The sequence below is a fragment of the Phycisphaeraceae bacterium genome (assembly GCA_019636735.1).
In the GTDB taxonomy this organism is placed as follows: Bacteria; Planctomycetota; Phycisphaerae; order Phycisphaerales; family SM1A02; genus VGXK01.
On record JAHBWY010000006.1, the window covers coordinates 85,025 to 109,484 of the forward strand.

At 66.1% G+C, this 24,460-nt stretch carries 19 protein-coding genes and 1 tRNA gene; 5 read left to right on the forward strand and 15 right to left on the reverse strand.

Translation table 11 applies throughout. The features are described from left to right. Positions 1 to 2: 2 nt before the first annotated feature. The 7 genes from KF724_09695 to KF724_09725 all read right to left on the reverse strand — a co-directional run bounded on the left by KF724_09695 (position 3) and on the right by KF724_09725 (position 8,127). Entirely contained in the window at positions 3 to 1,442 is a 1,440-nt protein-coding gene (locus KF724_09695; GenBank protein ID MBX3355957.1) for a sigma-54-dependent Fis family transcriptional regulator, read from the reverse strand. Continuing rightward, positions 1,430 to 2,473 (reverse strand): hypothetical protein, encoded by a 1,044-nt coding sequence (locus KF724_09700; GenBank protein ID MBX3355958.1) that lies wholly within the window; start codon positions 2,471 to 2,473, stop codon positions 1,430 to 1,432. Before KF724_09700 ends, KF724_09695 begins: the two co-directional genes overlap by 13 nt. Next, the gene (locus tag KF724_09705; protein MBX3355959.1) at positions 2,470 to 2,820 is read right to left on the reverse strand and encodes a hypothetical protein; all 351 of its coding nucleotides are present in this window, start codon (positions 2,818 to 2,820) and stop codon (positions 2,470 to 2,472) included. The genes KF724_09700 and KF724_09705 overlap by 4 nt, the downstream gene beginning before the upstream one ends. Next, positions 2,817 to 4,862 (reverse strand): hypothetical protein, encoded by a 2,046-nt coding sequence (locus KF724_09710; GenBank protein MBX3355960.1) that lies wholly within the window; start codon positions 4,860 to 4,862, stop codon positions 2,817 to 2,819. The genes KF724_09705 and KF724_09710 overlap by 4 nt, the downstream gene beginning before the upstream one ends. A gap of 144 nt (positions 4,863 to 5,006) precedes the next feature. Further along, positions 5,007 to 6,587: an RDD family protein gene (locus KF724_09715; protein ID MBX3355961.1), complete on the reverse strand. Its 1,581-nt coding sequence runs from the start codon at positions 6,585 to 6,587 to the stop codon at positions 5,007 to 5,009. Next, positions 6,584 to 7,609, reverse strand: a complete 1,026-nt coding sequence (locus tag KF724_09720) for a hypothetical protein (GenBank protein ID MBX3355962.1) — start codon at positions 7,607 to 7,609, stop codon at positions 6,584 to 6,586. The genes KF724_09715 and KF724_09720 overlap by 4 nt, the downstream gene beginning before the upstream one ends. Continuing rightward, entirely contained in the window at positions 7,609 to 8,127 is a 519-nt protein-coding gene (locus tag KF724_09725) for a hypothetical protein (GenBank protein ID MBX3355963.1), read from the reverse strand. Before KF724_09725 ends, KF724_09720 begins: the two co-directional genes overlap by 1 nt. A 7-nt stretch (positions 8,128 to 8,134) precedes the next feature. On the opposite strand from KF724_09725, the gene KF724_09730 reads away from it, so the two are divergent. Next, positions 8,135 to 9,139: a diadenylate cyclase gene (locus KF724_09730; protein MBX3355964.1), complete on the forward strand. Its 1,005-nt coding sequence runs from the start codon at positions 8,135 to 8,137 to the stop codon at positions 9,137 to 9,139. A gap of 2 nt (positions 9,140 to 9,141) precedes the next feature. Further along, positions 9,142 to 10,197, forward strand: coding sequence for a hypothetical protein (locus KF724_09735; GenBank protein ID MBX3355965.1), 1,056 nt, complete (start codon positions 9,142 to 9,144; stop codon positions 10,195 to 10,197). Between the two features lie 201 nt (positions 10,198 to 10,398). Here the strand turns inward: KF724_09735 and KF724_09740 are convergent, their stop codons facing one another. Genes KF724_09740 through tal form a run of 3 tightly spaced genes read right to left on the reverse strand, consistent with a single transcriptional unit; the run spans position 10,399 to position 13,509 of the window. Continuing rightward, entirely contained in the window at positions 10,399 to 11,688 is a 1,290-nt protein-coding gene (locus KF724_09740; protein MBX3355966.1) for a tyrosine--tRNA ligase, read from the reverse strand. A gap of 4 nt (positions 11,689 to 11,692) precedes the next feature. Continuing rightward, positions 11,693 to 12,433, reverse strand: coding sequence for a hypothetical protein (locus tag KF724_09745; protein MBX3355967.1), 741 nt, complete (start codon positions 12,431 to 12,433; stop codon positions 11,693 to 11,695). Next, a complete protein-coding gene (gene tal / locus KF724_09750) occupies positions 12,430 to 13,509 on the reverse strand; it encodes a transaldolase (GenBank protein MBX3355968.1) in 1,080 nt (359 codons plus the stop codon). Before tal ends, KF724_09745 begins: the two co-directional genes overlap by 4 nt. 107 nt (positions 13,510 to 13,616) lie before the next feature. Here tal and pgi point away from each other — a divergent pair, with 107 nt between their 5' ends. Then, complete coding sequence (gene pgi / locus KF724_09755; protein MBX3355969.1) at positions 13,617 to 15,296, forward strand: glucose-6-phosphate isomerase; 1,680 nt, start codon at positions 13,617 to 13,619, stop codon at positions 15,294 to 15,296. 147 nt (positions 15,297 to 15,443) lie between these two features. On the opposite strand, the gene KF724_09760 is transcribed toward pgi, so the two are convergent. From KF724_09760 to recA, 3 genes are all read right to left on the reverse strand, one after another. Continuing rightward, on the reverse strand, positions 15,444 to 16,631 hold the full coding sequence (locus KF724_09760; GenBank protein ID MBX3355970.1) for an aminotransferase class V-fold PLP-dependent enzyme: 1,188 nt from the start codon (positions 16,629 to 16,631) through the stop codon (positions 15,444 to 15,446). 134 nt (positions 16,632 to 16,765) lie between these two features. Further along, positions 16,766 to 16,849, reverse strand: a tRNA-Leu gene (locus KF724_09765). 201 nt (positions 16,850 to 17,050) lie between these two features. Continuing rightward, the gene (recA, locus tag KF724_09770) at positions 17,051 to 18,403 is read right to left on the reverse strand and encodes a recombinase RecA (GenBank protein ID MBX3355971.1); all 1,353 of its coding nucleotides are present in this window, start codon (positions 18,401 to 18,403) and stop codon (positions 17,051 to 17,053) included. 347 nt (positions 18,404 to 18,750) lie between these two features. Here recA and KF724_09775 point away from each other — a divergent pair, with 347 nt between their 5' ends. Continuing rightward, on the forward strand, positions 18,751 to 19,305 hold the full coding sequence (locus tag KF724_09775) for a hypothetical protein (protein MBX3355972.1): 555 nt from the start codon (positions 18,751 to 18,753) through the stop codon (positions 19,303 to 19,305). Positions 19,306 to 19,390: 85 nt separating this feature from the next. Here KF724_09775 and KF724_09780 read toward each other — a convergent pair whose 3' ends face one another. Together KF724_09780 and KF724_09785 are read right to left on the reverse strand one after the other, a co-directional pair. Continuing rightward, a complete protein-coding gene (locus tag KF724_09780) occupies positions 19,391 to 20,362 on the reverse strand; it encodes an SDR family oxidoreductase (protein ID MBX3355973.1) in 972 nt (323 codons plus the stop codon). Then, on the reverse strand, positions 20,362 to 23,133 hold the full coding sequence (locus KF724_09785; GenBank protein MBX3355974.1) for a serine/threonine protein kinase: 2,772 nt from the start codon (positions 23,131 to 23,133) through the stop codon (positions 20,362 to 20,364). The genes KF724_09780 and KF724_09785 overlap by 1 nt, the downstream gene beginning before the upstream one ends. A gap of 86 nt (positions 23,134 to 23,219) precedes the next feature. On the opposite strand from KF724_09785, the gene KF724_09790 reads away from it, so the two are divergent. Beyond that, positions 23,220 to 24,362 carry an anhydro-N-acetylmuramic acid kinase gene (locus tag KF724_09790; protein ID MBX3355975.1) on the forward strand — a complete coding sequence of 381 codons (1,143 nt, stop codon included), beginning with the start codon at positions 23,220 to 23,222 and terminating at the stop codon, positions 24,360 to 24,362. The last annotated feature ends 98 nt before the right edge of the window (positions 24,363 to 24,460 follow it).

Genomic DNA, 24,460 nt, shown 5'->3' on the forward strand with positions numbered 1-24,460 from the left:
CATCACACGGTCGGGGCGATGCGGCCCTCATCCTTCCACCGACGGAGCTTCAGGCCCAGGGTGCGGACTCCGATGCCGAGCGCTCGAGCCGAACGCTCACGATGGCCGCGATGACGCTCGAGCGTCCGGAGGATCACATCGCGCTCCAGCGTCTCGAGCGTGATCGTGCCGTCGCAGATCGGCAGCCCGCCGGGCAGGACCTCAACGGCAGCCGACTCTTGCGGCACCAGAGCATTTCGCGCGGAGTTCCCGTTCAGGTGCGGCGGCAGACCGATCCACGGCGCAAGCAGACGCGCGGGAATCATCTCCTCGGAGGCGAGCACCGCAGCTCGCTCACAGACATTGCAGAGCTCGCGGACATTGCCAGGCCACGCGTAGGAGCGAAGCAGTTCCGCCGCATCGGGAGAGAGTCGGCGGCGGGGCCGACCTTCGCGCCGCGCCACCGCCTCGAGGAAGTGCTCGGCGAGCTGTGGAACATCGTCGAGCCGCTCGCGGAGGGCGGGCATGCGGACGGGAAGGACATCGAGTCGGAAGTAGAGGTCGCCGCGGAAGTTGCCCGCCTCGACTTCCCGTCGCAGGTCCCGATTGGTCGTCGCGATGACACGAACATCGACCTTGATCGGATGACTCGAGCCGACGCGCTCGAAGCAGCGCTCCTGAAGGACGCGCAGGAGTTTCGCCTGAAGTTCAGGTGGGATCTCACTCACCTCGTCGAGCAGCAGAGTGCCGCCGTCGGCGAGTTCAAAGCGACCCTTGCGGAGGCGATCGGCGCCGGTGAAGGAGCCTTTCTCATGGCCGAAGAGTTCGCTTTCAAGCAGAGCTGGGGAGAGGGCCGCACAGTTGACCGCGAGGAACGGCGCACTGCGGCGAGGACTGTGGGCGTGCACGAATCGCGCCGCCACTTCCTTGCCGGTCCCGCTCTCGCCGGCGATGAGGACGGTGCCATTGCTCTCGGCGAGCCGCTTCAACTCCTCTTGAAGCTGAAGCATGCAGTGACTGTCGCCCACAAGTCGCCCCGCTGCATCGGGCGCTCCGTGGGGTGCATGAACGACGCGCAGAAGCTGATTCTCACGAAGGAGCCGAACATGCTCGATGGCCCGCTCGACCGTCAGCGCGAGTTCATCGCCGGTGAAGGGCTTCGTCACATAGTCGAAGGCACCGGCCTTGAGGGCCCGCACCGCCGTCTCGACCGTGCCGTACGCCGTCATGAACACCACGGGCAGCGATTCGTCGATGCGCCGGATCTCCGCGAGAAGCTCGAGCCCATCCATGCCCGGCATCTGAAGATCGGTCACCACGGCGTCGACCCCTCGCTCCGCGAGCCGCGTGAGCGCCTCGCGTCCTCCCGGTGCCGCGATCACACGATGTCCTCGGCGAGCGAGCACGGTGCCGACCGAGTCGCGCATGAGTTCCTTGTCATCCACCACCATCACGCTGCCCATGATTCACTCCTGGGGTCATCCCCGGACTGTTGCTCCCCGCACCGAGGAAGAAGAAGTTCGACTCGAGCGCCGCCGAGCGAGCTTCGCTCGATCCGGACGGCTCCACCGTGCGCATCCGCGATGCGATGCACGATGGCCAGTCCCAGCCCGGTGCCGCTCGCCCGGGTGGTGACAAAGGGGGTGAAGACTCGATCCATGATCGCCGGATCGAACCCGGTGCCACTGTCCTCGACGGCGATGCAGATCATCGGTGTGCGGCACCCATCGGCGCCGAGGCGCTCGCGCATGCCTGCGTCGATTCGAATGGAACCACCATCGTGCCCCGCCGCCACGATGGCCTCCACGGCGTTGCGCACGAGATTGACGAGCGCCTGCACAATCGACTCGAGATCGCCTGAAACTTCGAGTTCGGACGGGACGCGGACTTCAACACTCGCCCCCTCGCTCTCGATCTCGGCGCTGCACGCCGCGAGCGCCTCCTGCACCGACTCAATCACCAGCGCACTTCGCGTGGCGCTGCGGGCACTTCGAGCGAATCGCAGCACTCCACCCACGATCGAGTCGAGCCGCGTGATGGCACGGGCGATCTTGTCGAGCACTTCGCACTGCTCCGGGCGATCCGCGAGATCTTCACGCAGCACTTCCGCATGCAGGGCGATGCTGGCCAGCGGATTGCGGATCTCGTGGGCGATCCCGGCAGCCATCTCGCCGAGTCCGGCGAGCGCGCGACTGCGCCGAAGGCCGTCGCGGGCCTCTTCAAGTTCGCGCTGGAGACCTGCCACGCGCTCCTCGAGACGGCGATGCGTCTCGCTCAGCCGCGACGACACCTCGTTGAAGACGCGCAGGAGATCGGGCAGGTCGGGAGGCGACGCGTCGGATCGGGGCGAAGTCCCCGTCGATCCGGACCCAGGCGTCGCTTCGATCGGCATCTCATCGAGCCCCTGCTCTGCCGCGTGAAGGACCGGCCGCGCCTTCGCGGCGCGGATCGCAGATGCTCCTGCACGACTCACTTCCACCGACGCAGGTGTCATGCAATGCGCTCCGTGAATCGCGCCTCGTGGCGCTCACGATGGCGCGCCTCGGCTGGCAGCGCGAAGGCTTGTCGCAGCGCGTCATCTCGGCTGCGATTCGCGGCCTCGCTCATGGCACGGGTCGCGGCCTCCACCCGTTGCAGCAGGTCGGCAAGGCGTCGTCGCTCTTCCGGAGTGGCCGACACAAGAACCGTAGGCGTGCACGCACCACCGAGCTTCCAGATGATCTCTTCTCGCCTGGAGAGGTGCGCCTCGACCTCCTCGTCGGCGGCGGATGCGAGTGGCGGATGCGCCTCCGACAGTGAGGCGAGCTCTTCAGCAATTGCACAGAGTTCACTGAAGGTCATCGGGCACCTCCTGCCAGCAGCGTCGAGCGTTCGTTGGCCGGATTGTCAATCGCAGCGTGATCATCGCTGCCCTCACTCACGGCGAACCACCGTCGCCACTCCGCCCGAGTCATGAGGCGAGGTTCGGAGTCAAGGACCTCGATGCGTCGAAGCGCACGACGGCGAAGCGCTTCGATCTCGCCTTCACCGACGACCATCAGACGGGCCAGCGCCACGAGAGCCGCCTCACTGCCTGCATGGCGGCGATCGGTCTCCTCATAGGCAAGGATCGCTCGCTGCACATCGCCCAGAGCCTCAAGCGAGGCGGCAAGTCCGAGGCGAGCAAAGGCGCCTCGATCGCGTGACCACTCGTCCTGCGTGGTCAGCTCCTCAAGATCAATCCGCGCCACGGCGAGCGCAAAGAGATCGGATGACTCCCGCCACGCCAGTTGAGCCTGGCGCAGGGCGTGGGCCGCGTCGGAGGGAGCCGCCGGGCCGCGCGAGATCTCCTCGAACGAGAGCGCTTCGCCGCGCCATGCATCAGCAAGGAGCAGCGTCACCTCGAGCGACGCGGGATGCCCAGGGTCCCGGCGCCGAGCTTCATCGAGACGGCGACGGGCGGTCACCGAGTCGCCCAACGAAGAAGCCAGCCGTCCACGCTCGATCAGCGCCTCGACAAAGACGGGTGACTCAGGGTCGATTCCTCCGCGACCCTGAATCACCTCATCGAGAAGAGCCACCGCGTCGTCTGTTCTTCCGTCCGCACGCATGGAGCGAGCCGCAGCAATGGTTGCTCGCGCCGCGTGGGGACTGTTGGGATAGGCCTTCAGGAGATGACGCCACGCATCCACCGCCTCACCGAAGCGCCCGAGACCGTGAAGGGTTTCAGCGACCCTCGCGAGCACCTCCGCGCGCATCGGATCGGAGGTCGGCCGCGCAAGCAGCCACTCACGCCAGGTCACGACCGCATCGTCCCCAAGCCCAACCCGCTCCCAGCACTCCGCGGCAAGATGCAGCGCCGCGGTTCGTCGCTCGAGCGTCGATGCCGACGAGTCGGTCGCCATCCGCTCGGCGACCTCGCGCGCCGCCGCGGCTGCCGCCAGCAGTCGCCGATTGATCCGCTCCGCCGCGGTGGGATCAATGGGGTCGCTCCGCTCAAGCAGATCGATGGCATCGGCGCGGCTCAGCGCCGCCAGCCGCTCCAGCAGTGCGAGACGAACGCTTCCCTTTCCCCCCAATTCGAGCGCGATCTCATGAAGCCTGATCGCCGCACTTCGAGCATCGCTCGAAACGGCCTCGTCGGCGAGTTCGATCGCCACGGCAAGCATGCGCGGCTGCCCGAGGGCGCTCCGGGGGTCAAGCGAACGATCCAACTGGAGGGCACTTTCGAGCGCCGCCGCGGCAACAGCGTGGTCTCCCCGCGACGAACGCAGGAGCGCCTCCGCCAGCCGGAGCCGCGACGCGGGAACCGGTGAAAGAGCGCGATCGAGCCAGGGTTCCGCGACGCGCCTGCCTGACGCGAAATCTCCGGCGAGGGCGAAGTCGAGGGCGAGTTCCGCGTCAGCCCAAGCTCGTTCGGGATGTTCATCATCCATCGAGCGCCGCCAGGCGAGACACTCCGCCGAAGCGACTTCGGCTCGCCCGGCAACCCGCAGTGCGTGCAGCCGGAGTGAACGCCAAGCTCCGTCAGCGGTGACACTGCCACTCAGTTCCTCACTGGCCATCACTTCAAGGGCGCGCTCCGCTTCCTCAAGCGCCAGCAAGCGCCGGACAGTGAGCATCATGTGGCGGCGTCGAAGATCGCGATCCGCTCCGGGGGGCAGCGAAGGGAGTTCGACTCCCGCGCCATCAATGCCCAGAAGCGCGAGTTCGGCCTCCGCGAGCCGTTCAAGTGGAGTGCGCTCGACGGGAGGTGGCGGTGCCGATCGAATCCACCACACCGCGCCCGCAGTGACCACCAACACGGCGCCGAGGACCACCGCGCTCCAGCGCTTCGAGAGCCTCCAAGTCGCTGTGCCCTCCGTCGAAGCGGGGGCGGGTGTCACATCGGGCTCGTCGCGCACGAGATCCTCTCTTCGCCGGGACGCCGGCGAGTCGACCGCGCGGCGAGTCCATTCGCCGCGTCGCACTCCGATATCGGCAGCGGGCCGCTCACCCCTTGAAGGAGGGGCGGTTGCCTCTCCCCGCTCCCCCACGACGGCGAAGAGCTACGCCGTGGGGGCGGCTTCAGTTACCGCGCGGCGTCGGACCACGCAAGTGGCCGAGATTGTCTCGCCCACCCCCTGCCCCAGCGGATGCAGAAGAGTGAAGATTGCCAGGAGCTGCATCTGGAGAACCACCGACTTGAAGATGTTCCGGGCCAAGGTCTGCCCCGGAGTCGGATCGATCGATGGGGCGTCCGCCCTCATCGAAATGACGCGTCCACCGAAGATGCGCTTCCCCGGGGTCGTGGCGAAGGCGAACTCCCAGAGCATGGCAATGAAGACGGTGACGATCGGGGCAACGATCATCGGCAGCGCCGCATCGGAGTCGACGACGAGCCAAGGCAGGGAGAGGAACGCCGACCACGGCACCCCGAGCATGAACTTCGTGATGACGATTCCCGGAACGAGGTCGACACCGAGCGCCGCGAGGCGCAGGGTGAATGGCATGGGCTCCCACCCCTCGGGAAGACGCTGCTCCCGCTCATCACGGATCGAGCGGACGAAGAAGACCACCATGAGCAGGGAGATGACCACGGCGCCGAGAATGGGCAGATGACTCCACGCCGAGGCGAGCGAGCGCTGCGGGCTCAGCACGACCGGCGCAGCGATCGAGCCCTCGATCGGATCGATGCGCCTCAATCGCGGCGAGCCGGTGGCACCATCGATGAGGTAGGGCGCTTCACGGAACCAAGCGAGGGCGCTCCCCTCGGGGATTGAGTCATCCAGCGTGAGCAGGAGTCGCGGTCCATCATCGGGAAGCGTCATGACCTTGCGTTCAAGGGTTGTCCCCGCTTCTCCTCCGCCACTTCTGGTGACCAGGGCGATCAGCGCCGGTCCTCCCACCGGCTGGATTTCGAAGTCTCCGTCAAGGCCAAGCGGATGCTGCGTCCAGACCTCGCCGTCGCCGCGCCATCGATCCCATGTTCCTTGCGCACCCGAAGTCGCGAGCACCGACAGCCCCGACTCACGCGGTTCAAGTCGCCGCTTGGATGCGCTCTCAACGGGCTCGGGCAACGACAGACGATTCCATGATCCGCGGCGCAACTGCCACGCGGTCGGCTCCCCTTCGAAGATGGCAGTCACCCCCTCGGGTGACGCGACCATCGATTCGACCAGCGCTTCGCTCGGAACCTGCGGCTGCAGAATGAGCCGATCACCCGGCGCCGAGATCCAGAGTCCTGTCGCGGGATTGCGACGAGTGCCCGTTGCAAGAAGATGCGATCTCGGAAGGAGCGCACTCCTCGGAGGAAAGAGGAGCCATGCGTCACCGCCCCAGGCACCGATCGCCGCGGGGTGCGCCGAGATCGGGAGTCCCGGGCGATACTCACCCTCGTTCATGCCCGGTGCCACATGACCAAGGGACGCGGCCAGCGCTCCGCGCCGAAGCACGAACCAGAGGTGTTCGCCACCTCCCGAGGCCGCGATCACACTCGGGTGCGGGGCAATGGCCGGCGCCTTGGCCGCTGGATTGGTCGGCGCTGTGTTCGCGGTGTGGGCAGCGCCGTCATCGCCCATGGCGACGCCCGTTCCGATCAACACCATCGCGAACATCACGCCGTGGAGGAGCGTCCTAAGAGTGGTCACGGCGCCCCCTCGTCGCTCTCTTCGATGTCCGCTCGAAGTGAGGTTCGGACCACCACGGGATCGAAGAGGCGGTCCACGATCCGATCACTCGTGGCCACCGGCCGATCGAGTTCAATCAACCACTCGGAGGCTGATCGACCCTCGCGCGGTGGAATCGTCATGCGAAGGCGCGTGGCGACGACGGGCCACTCACCGGGGGCAACGCCCCGTCGCTCGACGCGCCGATGAGCGTCGTAACGCACGGACGCCACCGCTTCGTCGTCGCGATCGAGGAGATCAAGCCCCACCAGGACCCACTGCGCCGATCCCTGCACTCGAGACGGAGCAAAGAGCGCCCGCAAGGGCACGCCTCCGGACTCCGGCTGAGGTTCGATGCGCACTGCTCGTTCCGTCGGATCCGTGGGTGAGAGTGGATCCCACCCTGCGGCCTTGCCCAGCGACTTCAGCCCGAAGAGGAGCAAGAGGGCCTCCGCTTCCACGCGATCGCTGCCGGCTTCCGCGACGGTGCCCGCGCCGCGCTCGCTCCCCGTTGCACCGCTCTTCGCATCTCGATGACGCCGAAGTTGAAAGCGCGTCGGCTTGCCGAAACCGTCGTACCACCACCAGAACAAGTCGTTGGTCCCGGCGACAAGGAAGACCTCGCCCAGTTTGCTCACTCGAAGCGACGCTTCGCGCGGGGCGCGATATCGAAGATCAAGATCGCCCTGTTCGAAGTGGCGAGCCTCCCCATCGCGCCAGTTCACCTGCACGATGCCCGACGACACAAGGAAGGGAAGGCGTGACACCTCGGCGTCATGGGCCGCGATGAGATTCTGAGGCGTCAGTGCCTCGGCATCGACCCCACGCGCATCCCCGGCCGGAGTCGTGTCCCGGCCGGGACCTGGCCCGATCAACGCAGGCCGTTCAGACGCGGGCCACGCAGCGCCTTGCGGACCACTCTCAGAGCAGCACCCCGCGGCCGCGAGCGGCAGGAGTGGAACGAGCGCACGCCAGCGACCCAGCATCCGACCGGTCATCGCCATCACGCAAGATCCGATTCGACGAGGGCTCCGATCTGCTCCGCCATGACGCGCAGATCCTCCTCGGAAAGGTGCGGATTGACGACGCGCAGCACCGGGGCATCATCGCCACCCCCGCGCCGTTGCAGGAGCCACACTTCGCGATCATCCTCCCGCTCCACCCGGAGGTGCTTCAACCGCCGCTTCCGAAGAAGCATGAGCGCCACCAGCCATCGAAAGGCCTGTCGCTCGGCACGCGGATCATCGGCGAGTCGATCGAGCATCTCATCGAGCACCTCGTCGTCGATGACGATGCCGCGCCGCTCATCGGGATGGGGGACGACCGTCCGCCAGAAGTAGAAATCGCCCGAGGGTCTTGCCCCGCGGTCCCACGCGGCGAGTGAGTAGTCGAGTCGCTCGAAGCCATCATCGCCGCCGTCGCGCAGGACCGCCACGCAGGCGCTGCCGGCCTCCAACGCTTCGCCGGTCGCGGCGCAGCGCCCCGTGGATCGGCCGATCGCGAGTCGTGGTGCCGTGGACATCCATCCCATGCTAACCGTCCAATCACTGGATGGCGCGGGCTATACTCGGCTCAGGCGCATGCAGGATCGCATTCAGCAGCTCTTCCGGGGCCATGACCCGCTCGCCGTCACGGTCGAGATGGCGGTCATTTTCTTCGGCGTCTATCTCATGCTGCGCTTCATCCAGGGGACCCGAGGCGCCGGTGTCTTCAAGGGTCTGATCGTGCTGGTCGCGGGCCTCTTCCTCGCGCTTCGATTCGTGGGGCTCTTCAGTGACGCCTTCGCGCAGCTTCGTTTTCTCAGCGAAGGATTGCTCGGGGCGCTGGCGCTGTTCCTGCTGGTCGTGTTCCAGCCTGAACTGCGTCAAGGCATGGTGCGCCTTGGACAGACGACCGCGCTGGGCACCGATCGCCGACGCGATGACCAGACCGTCGAAGCCGTGGCCGAGGCTGTCGAGTTCCTGAGCCGGAACTCCTTCGGCGCCGTCATTGCCATCGAGCGCACCGTTCCCCTCAAGGGCCTTGCCGCGTCCGGCGTGGTCGTCGATGCGGCGATCAGCGCGCGATTGCTCGAGTCGATCTTCTGGCCGAGCAGTCCCCTGCACGACCTGGCTGTCGTCATCCGAGGCGACAGGATCGCTGCCGCGAGCGTGCAACTTCCATTGGCCGAGGAGACTCCCGGCTGGAGGCTCGGTTCGCGTCACCGCGCCGCGCTCGGCGCGACGCTTGAAACCGATGCGCTCGTCATCATCGTGAGCGAGGAGACGGGGGTGATTCGCATGGCGGACAATGGACGCATGAGTCAGGAGATTCGCGCCGACGATCTCCTGAGCGCCCTTCGTCAGCGACTGCACGCCCAGTTGCCCGCCGCGCCGACTTCGCTGGTCGATCGCCTGCGCCGCTTGGCCGGCTCTCCACCACGCCCCCCGCGCGGAGCGACTTCCGGCGTGGCTGAATCGCGCGTCGCAAGCTCTGGTGACGCTGCCGCAGATAGCGCCAGCGCGCATGCCGACGCCGTCGCGCCACGAGGCTGATCATGGGCAACTGGACCAATCGACTCTCGACCGGATTGATCGCCGCAGTGGTCACGCTCCTCATCTGGACATGGGCGGCGGAGAAGACGCGCGAGGAGACGACCATCACCGGCACGGTCCGCTTTGTGACCGCGGAGGGACAGCCGCTCTCCGTCGACCCATCGAATGCGCTCACCGCCACGCTCCAACTCCGCGGCTCGCGGCAAGCGTTGCAGCGAGCCGGGGCGATTCTTGAGGGCGGCGCGGACCTGCGGCTCGGGCTCGGCGGCGTTCCCGCGGAAGCGGGGCGCTTCCAGGTCGAACTGGCGAAGGTCTTCGCCGAGTTGCCGGAGATCCGCCAACTCGATCTCTCGGTCTTGAACGCGAGGCCCGACACGGTCACGCTCACGATCGGGCGCCTCGTCACTCAGACGGTCCCGATCGTCGCCGCAATTCCTCTCGCGCAGATCTCCGGCTCCGTAGTCATCGAGCCACCTGAGGCCCAACTCACGCTGCCGGCATCTCTCGCGGAGAGCATCGCGCAGCCTCGAATCGAGGCCTTCGTCGATGTGCGGAACCTCGAACCGGGTCGCCGACACACGGTGGATGCCCCCCTGCGGCTCCCCGAGTCATTACAGTCAGCACGGGGGCTTGCGCGCGTCGAGCCCGCCGTAGTCCGCGTCTCGTTCATTCTCGGATCGCGCGATCGAACTGCGGTGATTCCCACCGTGCCTGTCCAGATCGCAGGCCCACCCGCCGACCTTCGCAACTACGAGATCGTCGTCGAGCCGGGAAGCGAGTTCCTCCGCAGCGTCACCATCTCCGGTCCCGGCGATGCGATCTCGCAGATCGAGTCGGGACGCGCTCGCATTGCAGCGATTGTCCATCTCGGGGCCGAAGATCTCGTTCGTCGCTCGGTGTCAAAGCCAATCACGCTCTGGCTGCTCCCGTCGGGAGTGACAGTGACACGCATCGGAACCTCGACAGACACCGCTCCCGCCATCCCGCTCCGCATCACCGAGCGACCGCGGACCTCGCCGCCACCTGCGGTCGAGCCGACGCCCTCGCCGCGGCCGTGACGGCACCGAATGTCGCGCCTGACTCCGGCGCCACCCCCTGGAACTCTCTCTGCCTCCGATCGGCGGCGGCTTCGCAGCAGGGCGTCGAGATCATTCGGTTGCGTCCCAGAAGCCCGTCCGGCTCGCGCTCGAAGGGCCACTTGCCCTGACCTGCGTCTTCCCCGCTCGCTCCGGGCAACGCGGGGCTTCAAAGAGAGCCTCTCACCCGCTTCGACCACCGCGTCGAAGGGCGTGCCAGTTCCGCTTGCCGCGTCGAAGAAGCGCTACCTCGCCATGCAGGAGATCGCTGCTTCGAACCCGATGCTCCGCCGAAGCCTTGTCGCCATTGATGAGCACCGCGCCTGCCGCGAGATACTCGCGAGCCTCGCGACGGCTCTTCGCGAGCGTCGTCTCGGCAAGAAGCTCGACAAGCGGCGTTCCCTCGCCCGCGAGACGCTCCTCTGACACTTCGCTCGAGGGAAGCTCCGCGGCGATCTCACGGACCATGCCCTGATCGAGGTCACACACGCGGCCGGAGAAGAGTGCCTCGGCCGCGCGGCGGGCCCGATCGGTCTCGCCGGCACCATGAAAGAGCGTTGTCAATTCATCGGCCAGCACGCGCTGCCCCTCGCGTGCCTCGGGTCGCTGCGTTGCGATCGCCTCGAGTTCCTCGATGCGCTCGCGCGGCAGGAAGGTGAACCAGCGCAGGTAGCGTCCGACATCGGCGTCGGAGGTGTTCAGCCAGAACTGGTGAAAGCGATAGGGCGAAGTCCGGTCGGCCGTCACGAAGATGGCCCCCTTCTCACTCTTGCCGATCTTGCTGCCATCCGCCGCGGTCACCAGAGGATTCGTGATGCCGAAAGCCTCGATGCCTTCCTGCCTCCGAATGAGATCGATGCCCGAGACGATGTTTCCGAACTGGTCGCTGCCGCCCAGTTGCACGCGGCAGCCACGCGTGCGGCAGAGATGGAGAAAGTCATAGGCCTGCAGGATCATGTAGCTGAACTCGGTGTAGCTGATGCCCTGCTCACGCTGATTGAGGCGCGCCGCCACGGAGTCGCGCGCGATCATCTGATTCACGCTGAAGTGCTTGCCCACATCGCGAAGCACCTCGATGAAGCCGAGCTTCGCAAGCCACTCCGAGTTGTCGACGATGGCGCCGGCGTGGGCTCCCGTGAAGTCGATGGCGCGCTCGAAGATGGCGCGCTGACTGGCGACATTGTGGCGCACCTGCTCCTCGCTCATGAGGGTCCGTTCGACACTCTTGCCACTCGGGTCGCCGATCAGACCGGTGCCTCCACCCATGAGAACAAGCGGCCGATGTCCCGCCCGCTGCCAGCGAGCGAGCATGAGCATGGGAATCGCGTTCCCAATGGTCAGGCTGTCCGAGGTCGGATCAAAGCCGGCATATCCAAGTTGTCCGGGCGCCGCGAGAAAGGACGCGAGTGACTCGGAAGTCACCTGATGGAGCAGTCCGCGCCAGCGCAGTTCGTCAAGAAATCCGTGAGCCATGGGACTATCGCCGAATGAGCGGCGCGGCGGCGATCGTAGCAGGGTCGATTGCCACCTCTGACGCCGCCGGGCGCTGCCGGCGCCTTCTCCGGGGCACGAGCGCCAATCCGACGACCACAATGAGCGGCGCCGCGGCTTCCATGTGCTCTTCCACGGAGCCCATCATTCTCGTCACACTCCCGGAGAGCATCACACCGGCACTCTTCAGCGTCGAGGGCGCGGCATCGAGAGACTTCGCGAACAGGAGCAGCCCCAAGGCGAGCGCTGCACAGCGAGCCCACTCCGACCGCCATCCGCCGGACGCTCGAAGATGCAACCAGATCGCCCGGCCGACCAGCACGATCGAAGCGGCGAGGACGAGGATGACCAGGACGCCGCACACCTTGGCACCGACGCCGATGTCAGGGGAGAGGAAGAACTTCAACTTGAAGAGACCGATCTCTGTGAATCGCTTGTGAAAGTCCAACTCTCGAGCCGCCGCACCAAGACAGAGCAGCATGCCGGCGACCACGGCCGCTGACGCGCGGCGCAGGAAGACGGGGATTGCGATGGCGGCCGCGACCCAGAGGCCGACGGAGGCGAACTCGATGACGCTCTCCTCGCCCCCGTGAATCGCGTGCAACTGCGAGTGCGGAAGAACCAGCGGCAGTGCGAGCGCCACCGCCACCCAGCCGACCACGGCACCAGCGATCAATCGCAGGCGGCGGCATCCCGTGCCTTGAGGTGGCTGCTTGCGGATGGTCAATGGACGAGCGCCGACGACTTCGATCGAATCTGCTCCAGCAGATCGTCCCAACTCCTCTTGAAGGCATCTCGACCCTCGAGTTGAAGCTGTTCCGCCGTTGCCTTGATGGAGACGCCCGCCTTCTCGCAGTCACCGAGAATGCGATGGGCATCACCACCGTCATGTCGAAGCATGTCCTCGACTCGCCCGTGATCCTGGAAGGCGAGCAGTGTCTCCTCGGGCATTGTGTTCACGGTGCGCCCGGCAGAGAGCTCGGTCACATAGAAGGTGTTCGCGAGTCGCGGATCCTTGGTACTCGTGCTCGCGAAGAGGAGTCGCTGCGGCCTCGCGCCGGCGTTCTGAAGTCGGAGGAAGCGATCGGTCGCATAGCGATCGGCGTAGGCGCGGTAGCACTCCATGCCGATCGCGACACCGAGACGATTCTTGAGAGACGGCGGCAGGCGATCCGCGGTCTTGCGATCCCATCGGCTGATGAAGACGCTCGCCACGCTTTCGACGCGCAGGCTCTTGCCTTCGCGATGGCGTCGCTCCAAGCCGCGGAGGTATGCCTCGGCAGCATCGAGGTACTGATCTGAGGAGAAGAGCAGCGTGACATTGACCGAGATGCCGCGGGCCGTCAGCTCCTCGATGGCGGGCAGGCCCTCGGGCGTACCGGGCACTTTGATGTGCAGATTCGGGCGCTTCGCCTTCGCGTGCAACTCGAGCGCCTGTTCGATCGTGCCTTGCGTGTCGTTGGCGAGGTTGGGGCTCACCTCGAGGCTGACCCAGCCATCCACGCCGCCGGTGCGCTCATGCGTCGGCTTGAAGAGATCGGCCGCCTGCTGGAGATCGGCGATGGCCAGTTCAAAGAAGATCGACTCCTCATCGAGGCCCTTCGACGCGAGCTCGCGAATCTGATCGTCATAGTCACGCGAGCCGGCGATGGACTTCTCGAAGATGGTCGGATTGCTGGTGAGGCCAACCACGGAGAACTCGCTGATGTACTTCTCGAGCGTGCCGCTGGTGAGCAGACGACGGGAGATATTGTCCAGCCAGATGCTCTGGCCCGAGATCGAGAGGAGTGCGGTGGGCTTCATGTTGAGCGAGTATAACCCCGCAGCGCCGCAAGTCAGCGCCATGTGAAGCGGTTCCCCGTGCGGGGTCCTCCGCTCCGACGGCCATTGCAACTCCAGCGGAGATTCCCATGAGCAACCCCACGACGACCTCTTCGCACGCCGCCGCCGCGGGTCGATCGACACCGCGGCTCGATGCCCTGCCGGAGTACCGCGCACTCCGAGCCTACGCCGACGGTCTGCGTCAGCGCCACTTGCGGGAGTTCTTCGCGGCCGAGCCGAATCGCGGCGCCGCGATGGCGACGGAGGCGCTTGGCATCCACCTCGACTGGTCGAAGCAGCGCGTCGATGCGGAGGCGATAAGGCTGCTCCGCGCCCTGCTCGCCGCCGCGGGATTCTCCGCGCGCCGCGAGGCGATGTTCACCGGCGTGAAGATCAATACGCCGGAGCAGCGTGCCGTGCTGCACACGGCGCTTCGGGCGCCGAAGGATGCCGTCATCGAGGTCGATGGCGTCAATGTCGTACCCGAGGTGCACGCAGTGCTCGATCGAATGGCGCACTTCGCCGCCGCCGTGCGCAGCGGCGCGTGGCTCGGCCACACGGGCCGGCGCATCCGGCATGTGATCAACATCGGAATCGGGGGAAGCGATCTCGGGCCGGCGATGGCCTACGACGCCCTGCGCGTCTACGCCACCGATGAACTCGACTGCCGCTTCGTGAGCAACATCGATGCGAATGACTTCGTCGAGAAGACGCGCGGGCTCGACCCGGCGGAGACCCTCTTCATCATCTCAAGCAAGACTTTCACCACGCTCGAGACGATGACCAATGCCCGGACGGCGCGCGACTGGTCGCTCAGAGCATTCAATGGCGACACGGCGGCAGTGGCGCGGCACTTTGTCGCCGTGTCGACCAACGCGAAGGAAGTGTCGGCCTTCGGCATCGACACCGCCAACATGTTCGGCTTCTGGGATTGGGTCGGTGGTCGCTACTCGATGGACTCGGCGATCGGTCTCTCAACGATGATCGCGATTGGAGTCGACCACTTCCGCGCGATGCTCGAAGGCTTCCGGGCCATGGATGAGCACTTCCGCCATGCGCCCGTCGAAGCCAACCTGCCCGTCACGATGGCTCTGGTCGGCTTCTGGAACAACAATCTGCTCGGCGCCGAGACCGTCGCGATTCTCCCCTACTTCCAGTACCTCGATCGATTCAGCGCCTATCTCCAGCAGCTCGAGATGGAGTCCAATGGCAAGCATGTCACGCTCGATGGCGAGCGCGTGGCGTGGCAGACCTGTCCGGTGATCTGGGGACAGCCCGGCACGAACGGCCAGCATGCCTTCTATCAGATGATCCACCAGGGAACGAAGCTGGTGCCCTGCGACTTCATCGCCTTCGCCCAGCCGTTGCATCAGCTCGGCGATCACCACGATCTGCTCAACGCGAATGTCTTCGCGCAAACGCAGGCGCTCGCGTTCGGGCAGACGGTGCAGGAGATCGAGCGCGAAGGCGTGCCCGCATGGCTCGCCCGGCACAAGGAGATGGAAGGCAACCGTCCCTCGAATGTGCTTCTCTGCGATCGACTCACGCCGGCGATGCTCGGCAAGCTGGTGGCGCTCTATGAACACAAGGTCTTCACCCAGGGAGTGCTCTGGGGAATCAACAGCTTCGATCAGTGGGGAGTCGAGTTGGGCAAGGTGCTCGCGAAGCGCATCGCGCCGATGCTCTCCAAGGGCGCGGCGATTCCAGCGGGCGTCGATTCGAGCACCAAGGCCCTCGTCGAGCGCTACCGGCAGTGGCGCGACGCTTGATCGCGAGGGCCTCGTCGCAGTGAGCTGTCCGAGTGAGCGCTCCGAGTGCGCGAGCCGATGAGCATCGGGCGCATGCACCGCGCGCGTCGATTGAGTCAGGCGTTCGCGTCCACCACGGTCACGCGCCGAAGAAGTGCCTCGTCCTGATCACGAGCGCATGGCCGTGGGCAGCGCTCGCGAGCTCGCGCGCAGCCGTGCGGCGCACTCGAGAATGAGCTTCGCGCCCACCTCGATCTCCTCGTCGGTCGTGAAGCGGCTCAGGGAGAAGCGCACCGAACCGTGCGCAAGATCGGGGGGAACATCCATGGCTCGGAGAATCGGCGAGGCTTCGAGTGAGCCGGAGGAACACGCCGACCCTGCGCTCGCACAGATGCCGCGCTCCGAGAAGAGAAGCAGCATCGCCTCCGCCTCCAAACAGGGGAAGCCGATGTTGGTCGTATTCCAGATGCGCGGCACCAGCGCCCCGTTCACGCGAGCATTGGGCGCCCCTTCGAGCAGGAGCATCTCGAGTCGATCGCGTCGGCGCCGCACCGCGTTCGGGTGCTCGGGATCGGAGATCCACTCTCGAGCGCACTCGGCTGCAGCTCCGAAGCCCATGATCGCCGGCACCGCCTCGGTCCCGCCTCGTCGCTTTCGCTCCTGCGGACCACCGACGACCAGCGAACCGAGCCTGACCCCCTGCCGGACAATGAGGGCGCCGACGCCCTTGGGGCCATGAAACTTGTGCGGCGCGAAGCTGAAGAGATCGACCGCCTCTTCGGCAAGGTTCGTCGGCATGCGCCCGGCCCACTGCGTCGCGTCGCAATGAAATCGCACGCCATGCTCCCGGCAAAGGCGGCCCATGTCACGCCAGTGCTGGATGACACCGGTTTCATTGTTGGCCGCCATCACACTCACGAGCGCGATCTCCTTCGCGCGCGCCGCAAGAAGCGAGCGAAGGGCGTCGGTGTCGACCACTCCATCGCCGGAGTTCGGCAACCAGATCACCTCGACCCCGCGGGCCGCCAGTTGCTGAGCCAGCTCACGCACGGCGCTGTGCTCGATCCGCGTGGTGACGATCACCTGGCGGCCTTGCTGCGCCTGGAGCGAACCGACGAGAGCGAGATTCGCGCCCTCTGTCCCGCCCGAGGTGAAGATGACATCGCGGGCGACGCTGCCGACCAGGTTCGCGACCTTCTCACGGGCGAGTTCGACCTGCTGCTTCGCCTCGTTGCCGAAGCGGTGAATGCTCGATGGATTCCCCCATGTTCGCACCATCCCCTCCTGCACTGCACGGATCACCTCAGGAAGAGGCTGAGTGGTGGCGTTGTTGTCGAAGTAGATGAATGGGGGCATGCGATCGTTTGTTCACCCGGAGAGACTCCGCCCAAGTGCACCATCGAGTGTGCAACTCAGGATAGTCACCTGGCGATCCCCGGGTTTCGCCGCCGGGGCGGACGGCTGGTGCCATCCGCCCCGGGACGACCTCATGCGGATGAGAGGAGTCGAACCTCCACGGGTGTTACCCCACAAGAACCTGAATCTTGCGCGTCTGCCAATTCCGCCACATCCGCGATACCGAAGCGAGGGAGTGTACGCGGCTCCCGCATGAACGAGCAAGGCGGCACTCGATCGAGCGCAGCAAAGAAGCCCTCGGCCTCCGACGCCGAGGGGCCCCCTCCGTGTGCTTCTCACGCCCGGGCACGATGAGCGAACCCGAGACGATCCCGCTGTCGGCGTTCGCTCTGAGCGCGCGCCGACTTCGATCCGACGGGTCACTCGTCGTCGTTGGCTCGCCGACCACTTCCCGCAGGATTGGCGAGCCTCCGACGCATCACCTCGTTCCGGATCTGGGCCATGGTCTCCGGGTTCTCGCGAAGGAAGCCCTTCGCACCCTCGCGCCCCTGTCCGAGGCGCGTGCCGGAGAAGCTGAACCACGACCCGCTCTTGTCGACGACTCCATCGGCCACCGCGAGGTCGAGCACATCGCCCGCCGTCGAGATGCCCTCGTCGAACATGATGTCGAACTCAGCCTCGCGGAAGGGTGGCGCGATCTTGTTCTTCACCACCTTGGCGCGAACGCGGTTGCCGACATTCCGCTCGCCGTCCTTGATGGAGCCGATGCGGCGAATGTCCACTCGGACCGACGCGTAGAACTTGAGGGCGCGACCACCTGTCGTCGTCTCGGGGCTGCCGAACATGACTCCGATCTTCTCGCGGAGCTGATTGATGAAGATGACGATCGTCTCACTCTTGGCGATGGCGCCAGTGAGCTTCCGGAGCGCCTGGCTCATGAGGCGAGCCTGAAGTCCGACATGGGAGTCACCCATCTCGCCCTCGATCTCCGCCCTCGGAATGAGGGCTGCGACCGAGTCGACCACGACCACATCGACGGCGTTGCTGCGAACGAGCATTTCGCAGATCTCGAGAGCCTGTTCCCCGGTGTCAGGCTGCGAGACCAGCATCTCGTCGAGGTTCACGCCGAGCCGCTTCGCCCATGAGGGGTCGAGCGCATGCTCGGCGTCGATGAAGGCCGCCACTCCGCCCGCCTTCTGGGCGTGCGCGATGACCGTCAGCGCCAATGTTGTCTTACCGCTCGACTCCGGACCGAAGATCTCGATCACTCGGCCTCTCGGCAGCCCTCGGCCACCCAAGGCCAGGTCGAGGCTCAGCGCGCCGGTTGAGATCGCCGGAATCTCCGGGATCTTCTCGCCGTCGAGGCGCATGATCGAACCCTTGCCGTAGCTCTTCTCGATCTGGCTCATGGCGGCCTCGAGCGCCTTCCACTTGCCCTTGGTATCGGGCGCCGCTGCGGCCGCTCCCGGACCGGTCGTCGACTTCGAGTTTCCAGCGGGCGCTCCTGCACCCCCCGAGGCTCGGTCCCCGGGCTTCGGTTCGACGGACTTGGGTTCAACGGACTTCGATTGGCTCACTGGCGCCTCCTGCACGCTGCGCTGGCTCGCCGGGCCGACGGAACGATCCGACGCCACGGGCCCACGAGTTGTACCCGTGCGTCCCTCCGGGCTGGAGGCGGTCCGTGCATCCGAACCAGCGGGAGACTTGACGACCCCGGACGCTGGCTGAGGGGATCGAGAGGAGGGAGAAGCGTTCGTGCTGTTGCTGACCATGTGACCTTCCTTGGAATGCGGTTCCTGAATGAGCCCTGTGTTGCGAACTGGGGTGAAAACTGGTGTGAGGCCTGACGGCCGAAGTTCGTGTCCCTGCCTGATTTCCTGCGGCGAGCGGCCTTCGGCCGCGGTCCGTTCGGTGTCTGTAAGGATCGCCAAAGACATCGGCGCCGTCAAGGCCTGTTCGGTAGATTTTTGGTTCGTGATTGAAGTCACTTCTAGACCATCTGCCCAGTGTGATCGCCCCGCCCGGCCCGCGAGAGGGGGCCATTCTTGGAGGTCCACGGCCCCTCATTCAAAGCCCTTCCCCATTTTCCGGCGATTCCCCCCGCTGTACATTCGATCCCATGGCCCGACTCAGGTCACTCGCAACCAGCCTGCTCCCGATGGCCCTCTGCGGAGCCGCATCGTCCGCGCTGGTCACTCCCCCGCCGGTTGACCTCCCGCAGGCGGACCTCTGGTTCACGGTCGCGCCCGACGGCCTCGGCGGCTCGGCCATGCAGTCGATTCAGCCGGTCACCTTCGATCAGTGGACGATCACACTCACGAACGCGTCAGCGAGCGCCTGGGCGGGCTTCGAGATTCGCTTTGCCGCGACGGGTGGCGGCGAGCTTCTCAACTTCGTGACGCACTTTGAACCACGGTTCATCGCCGGCGCATGGATCGGCGGCGTGGCGCTGATCGATGAGACCTTCGCCTTCGCGCACTTCGATGCGGCGGCGCAGGGACTGTCGCCGCTTGCACCTGGACAGTCGGTGCAACTTCAGGTGACCGTGTTCAATCTCACGAACGATCCGCAGCTCTACCAGCTCGATCTTCGCGCACTCGCGGTGCCCACGCCGGCAGTGCTCACTCCATGCGCACTGCTGGTTCTGGCCCGTCGGCGCCGACGAGGCCAATAGCCCGGCTGTAGTGACCTCAGACGCCCGGCAACGGCGCGCTCAATCGTCCGGCGTCAACGGAATCAGACGCCCGGCAACGGCGAGATCAATAGTTCGGCGTGGGCGGGCGATAGGCGCTCATGTCGATCGACTTGAACCAGGCGATCGTGCGCCGCAGGCCTTCATCCAAGTGAACCTTCGGCTCCCAACCGAGCTTCGCCTTGGCGAGCGAGATATCGGGGCAGCGCTGCAGCGGGTCATCCTGCGGGAGCGGCCGACCGCTGCCGACGGTCGATGAACTTCCGCTCAGCTTGACCACTTTCTCCGCGAGTTCGCGAATGGTGAACTCGCCGGGATTGCCGAGATTCACCGGGCCGACGAAGTCATCCGGCCCCGCCATCATCTTCAGGAAGCCGTCGATGAGATCGTCGACGAAGCAGAACGACCTCGTCTGCGAGCCATCGCCGTACATCGTGATCGGCTCGTTCCGCATCGCCTGCCGGATGAAGTTGCTGACCACGCGCCCGTCAAAGGGGTGCATGCGAGGTCCATAGGTGTTGAAGATCCGAACCACTCGAATGTTCACCTTGTTCATCCGGTGGTAGTCGAACATGAGTGTCTCGGCGGCGCGCTTGCCCTCGTCGTAGCAGGCGCGCGGCCCGATGGGGTTCACATTGCCTCGATACGCCTCCGTCTGCGGATGCACATCGGGATCGCCGTAGACCTCGCTCGTGCTCGCGTGAAAGACCTTCGCGCGGATGCGCTTGGCGAGGCCAAGCACATTGATCGCGCCCATGACCGAGGTCTTCATCGTCTTGATCGGATTGAACTGATAGTGGCCCGGCGCTGCAGGGCAGGCAAGGTTGAAGATCTCGTCGACCTCCACCTTGAACGGGTCCGTGACATCGTGCCGCATGACCTCGAAGTTCGCGTGATCGCGCAGGTGTTCGATGTTGGACTTCTGGCTCGTGTAGAAGTTGTCGAGGCAGATCACTTCGTGGCCGGCCGCCACGAGTCGGTCGCAGAGATGGGAGCCGAGGAAGCCCGCTCCGCCAGTCACAAGAATCCGCTTGAGCATCACGATGAAGGTACTAGAGCGGCGGCCCCGCCGCGGCGAGCCACCAACCACGCCGGCGCCGAGCGACCGGCCACGGCCGCCGCCAGCCCCGCCCCCGACAGCACGAGCGCCAGGACGACCCCGATCAATCCAATCGAGAAGAACCATGCCCCGGTGTCACTGGTGACCGGGAAGAGAGTGAGCAGCGAACCCACCACCTGTGAGCCGAGAATGGCCACCAGCCCGTATCGCATCAGGAGGATGAGCAGGATGGTGGCGACCAGGCTGCCGAAGACGATGCCGGAGAGGAGCGTGGGCGAACTGAGCAGGACCGACGCCGAATAGATCAGCCAGAAGAGCCCTGCCGCGACCCACGACCTCCTGACGATCATGCGCATCACCACCAGAAAGAGAAGCGACACCATCGGCACGATGACTCCTGACTGAATCGCCACGAGCATGATGCCCACGGGGCGCACACCGCCCATGAGTGGGATGAGCCAGAACGGCGCCCCCGCCAGGGAGAGGTCGATGACCGACGGCTGCCCGAGCGCACGATCCACCATCAGGCCTGCTGTGCCCGCCAGCAGGTAGAGGACGCCGCCGATTGCTCCGACAATCAGATCGCGGCCCACCAGCGGATCCCGGAACTGTCCACGCACCAGCCGCTGCCATGACACCATTGTGGCGGGCCAGACCCGTCGAGCGAAAGGTTCAAGCGCGATGTAGAGGACCCACGCGATGGCGCCTGCGAAGAGCGACAGCCCAACACCGGCCGACACCAGGCGATCGAACATGGTCGGCGACCAGACGAAGTCGCAGAGCATCAACCAGCGAAGCAGGGCAATGCCCATCACCGCGAGGGCCAGCGCCCGGGCGCCCCGAAGATCGCCGCGCCCCTGACGAAGATGTCGAAGCGCCAGGAGACTCATCACGGTGATCGCGACCAGCAGCAGCGTGAAGATGAGCCACCCCGCCACCCGTGCCGGCGCGTCAGATCGAGTCGACCGTTCAGGCGCCGTTCGCCCCACCTCTTGACCCGCCCTCATCCACGGTCCCACCACTTCGAATGAAACGACCGCGCCCTCCAGCGTGGCCGCCTCCACTCGCCACGGTTCGGCGCCGTCGTCGTTCACTTCCTCCCACGCCAGCACGCGATCGGCGAAGACGCGAGGACGACGCTGGGGCTCGGCGCTCCTGAGCGAGCCTGGATCGAACCCCGCGTCCCGAATGAGCGCCGCGAGCGTCTCCTCGCTTGCGACCGCGCGAGGCGCGCTCCCGGCTTCGTCGCCGAGGGCATCCACGCGCCGGGCGGGAACCCGCTCGAAGTGTCGAAGTCGTCCGTCGGAAAAGAGCTGAATCACCTCCATTCCCGCGCGATCGACGGCAGGATCATCAAGCGTCACCCGGGTCATCGAGTTGAGCGGCAGCATGGCGCGCGGCGAGCGTCGCACAAGGAACGAGACCGGATCGGCGCGCTTCACCGCCGACGAGAGGTCCCGGTCGGTGCCAGACTCACGGCGCAGCCATTGGGTGATCGACTCGTCGAAGACGAAGCTCTGCGCCCGGCCTGGGAGCCGCTCCTCGCTGCCGAGGCGCGCCAGGATCTGGTCAACGCGATCGGCGAGGACCGCGGGTGGCTTCCGAGGCGGGGCGAGGTCCCAAGGTCGGAGCGGGCTGGGCAGAACCACCCATGTCAGGAGCGCCGCAAGCAGCGTGACGCCGAGAATCACGGCATGAGTCGGCGAGATCCGGTCGACCCGCCCGGCGGCTGCCACCATGTCCGGCGACGGTGTCTCGCCCGCGGCAAGCGCCGTCGCGATCGGATCTCCTCCCGGAAGCATCGCCGACACGGCCAGCGCCGAGGCCGGGCGCTCGGAGGGATCCTTCGCGATGCACGCGAGAATCACGCGCTCGATCTCTGGATTCACTTCGGAGAGGGAGTGACTCACACTCTCGACCGGCGTCGAGAGATGCCAGCGTCGGTAGGCATCGATCGACTCCCCCTGCGCCGCACTCCGACCGGTGAAGAGCTCATGAAGGATCAGCCCGATGGCGTAGACATCGGTCGCCTCGGTGACGGGGCCACCCGACCACTGCTCGGGGGCCATGTAGCCCGGAGTTCCCCCGGCGGACCGAGCGGCACCGACGGAGGAGCCATCGACCTGCTGACGCAACGCGAGCCCGAAGTCCATGATCCTGACGCGCCCGCGTCCGTCGAGCATGATGTTCGCGGGCTTCAGATCCCGGTGCAGCACCCCGCGTTCATGCAGTGCGGCAACTCCCGCGCAGATCTGCCGGACGATCTCCATGGCCTTGTCCGGATTGGGTCGCCCCACCCGGCGCAGGAGTGAGGCGAGGTCTTCACCATCGACGAACTCCATCGTCAGGAAGTGCTCGCCCTCGAAGTCACCGATGTCAAAGACGCGCGCGACATTGGGGTGCGCCACCTCACGCGCAAGTCGGACTTCCTGGTTGAGCCGGGCGAGCCTCGCCTCGTCCTTCTCAACCAAGGCGGGTAGGAACTTGATCGCCACCGTCTGTCCGAGTCGAAGATCATCGGCCCGGTAGACCTCCCCCATGCCACCACGGCCAAGCAGCGAGACAACCCGGTATCGCCCGGCGATCATGGCGCCCGGCACGAAGCGCGCATGAGCGCTCGAATCCCCGCTGCGGCGGGCGTCATCCGCGCCCATCAACGAACGCTCGCCCCCCCCTCCACCACCAAGGGCCGGATCACGGCGGGGGTCATCCGGGAGATGTTCCGCCGTCTGTTCGCCGGAGTTGGTCACGCACCGATCGTACCGCTCACGCTCGGAAGACGATCCAGTGCAGAGCCCCGCTTGCCCGCGGCGCTCGAGCCGTGGACCATGGAGCCATGCGCACTCGACGAGTGATCGGCGCGATGAGCGGGACGAGTCTCGATGGACTCGATCTCGCGCTCGTCGAGATCGAGGGCGAGGGACTTGCCATGCGCGCGCGATTGATCCGCGGCCGGAGCGCATCGCTTGGTGCCCTTGAACCGCGATTGCGCGCCGCCGCAACAGAAGCACCGCTTCGCGCTCGGGAGTTCGCTGAGTTGGGCCGCGACTTCGCGCTCCTGCACGCGCAGGAGTGCGAGCGACTCGCCGGGGGCGAGCGAGTGGATCTCATCTCGGCGCACGGACAGACGATCCTGCATGCGCCCCCCCTTTCGTGGCAACTGCTCCAGCCACAGCCGATCGCTGCCGCGCTCAAGTGCCGGGTGATCTGCGATCTCCGCAGCGCAGACCTTGCTGAAGGCGGCCAGGGGGCTCCCCTCACTCCGCTCGCCGACTGGATTCTCTTTCGAAACGCGCAGCCTCGCGTGATCATCAATCTCGGCGGATTCGCGAACGCCACCGGGCTCCCGTCGGCGAATGAGCCTGCGGAGCAGGCGCTCGCGGCCATTCGCGGAGCCGATTTCTGCGCCTGCAACCAGTGGCTCGACCTGGCCGCGCGGCGCATGCTGGGCGAGCCCTTCGATCGCGACGGCGCTTCCGCGGAACAGGGTGAGGCGTGTCCGGCGATCACAGGGCGGCTCGTGGCGTCGCTCACAGCCATGACTGCCAGGGGCCGAAGCCTCGGCACTGGTGATGAGCTTGACCGGGTGCTCAATCTCGTGGCGCCTTCGGCGACATCAACTCCCCCCCGATCCGTGGCACAGAACGCCCTTGCATCGATGACGCGGGCGATGGGTGAGGCCATCGCCCGAGGTGTTCGAACACTGGCGCCCGATGCCGAGGATTGGGTCCTCGCGGGCGGCGGATCGCGAAACCGAGCCCTGCTCCGCGCGATCACGAAATCGAGCGGTCGCACTGTCGTGACCAGCGACACCCTCGGCATTCCGATCGAGCTCCGTGAGGCCGTCTGCTGGGCCGTCCTCGGAGCACTCGCCGAAGACGGCGTGCCCATCTCCCTCCCCCAGATCACGGGACGGAGCCACTCGCGGCTTCACGATGGAATCACCATTGGTCCCCGAGAAGCACCGAGCCCTTCATAGACTCTGAACAGAATCTGAACCCGTCGAGTCTGAGATACCGATCAGTCGCCGGCACGGACCGGATGGCGCCCGCACCTCAAGGAGCCGCCCGTGGCAGA

What these genes read in the sequence shown, in the direction of transcription:
- KF724_09695 (MBX3355957.1), bottom strand. Translation starts at nt 1,442, where the DNA reads ATGGGCAGCGTGATGGTGGTGGATGACAAGGAACTCATGCGCGACTCG.
- KF724_09700 (MBX3355958.1), bottom strand. Translation starts at nt 2,473, where the DNA reads ATGACACCTGCGTCGGTGGAAGTGAGTCGTGCAGGAGCATCTGCGATC.
- KF724_09705 (MBX3355959.1), bottom strand. Translation starts at nt 2,820, where the DNA reads ATGACCTTCAGTGAACTCTGTGCAATTGCTGAAGAGCTCGCCTCACTG.
- KF724_09720 (MBX3355962.1), bottom strand. Translation starts at nt 7,609, where the DNA reads ATGGCGATGACCGGTCGGATGCTGGGTCGCTGGCGTGCGCTCGTTCCA.
- KF724_09725 (MBX3355963.1), bottom strand. Translation starts at nt 8,127, where the DNA reads ATGTCCACGGCACCACGACTCGCGATCGGCCGATCCACGGGGCGCTGC.
- KF724_09730 (MBX3355964.1), top strand. Translation starts at nt 8,135, where the DNA reads ATGCTAACCGTCCAATCACTGGATGGCGCGGGCTATACTCGGCTCAGG.
- KF724_09735 (MBX3355965.1), top strand. Translation starts at nt 9,142, where the DNA reads ATGGGCAACTGGACCAATCGACTCTCGACCGGATTGATCGCCGCAGTG.
- KF724_09740 (MBX3355966.1), bottom strand. Translation starts at nt 11,688, where the DNA reads ATGGCTCACGGATTTCTTGACGAACTGCGCTGGCGCGGACTGCTCCAT.
- tal (MBX3355968.1), bottom strand. Translation starts at nt 13,509, where the DNA reads ATGAAGCCCACCGCACTCCTCTCGATCTCGGGCCAGAGCATCTGGCTG.
- pgi (MBX3355969.1), top strand. Translation starts at nt 13,617, where the DNA reads ATGAGCAACCCCACGACGACCTCTTCGCACGCCGCCGCCGCGGGTCGA.
- KF724_09760 (MBX3355970.1), bottom strand. Translation starts at nt 16,631, where the DNA reads ATGCCCCCATTCATCTACTTCGACAACAACGCCACCACTCAGCCTCTT.
- recA (MBX3355971.1), bottom strand. Translation starts at nt 18,403, where the DNA reads ATGGTCAGCAACAGCACGAACGCTTCTCCCTCCTCTCGATCCCCTCAG.
- KF724_09775 (MBX3355972.1), top strand. Translation starts at nt 18,751, where the DNA reads ATGGCCCGACTCAGGTCACTCGCAACCAGCCTGCTCCCGATGGCCCTC.
- KF724_09780 (MBX3355973.1), bottom strand. Translation starts at nt 20,362, where the DNA reads ATGCTCAAGCGGATTCTTGTGACTGGCGGAGCGGGCTTCCTCGGCTCC.
- KF724_09790 (MBX3355975.1), top strand. Translation starts at nt 23,220, where the DNA reads ATGCGCACTCGACGAGTGATCGGCGCGATGAGCGGGACGAGTCTCGAT.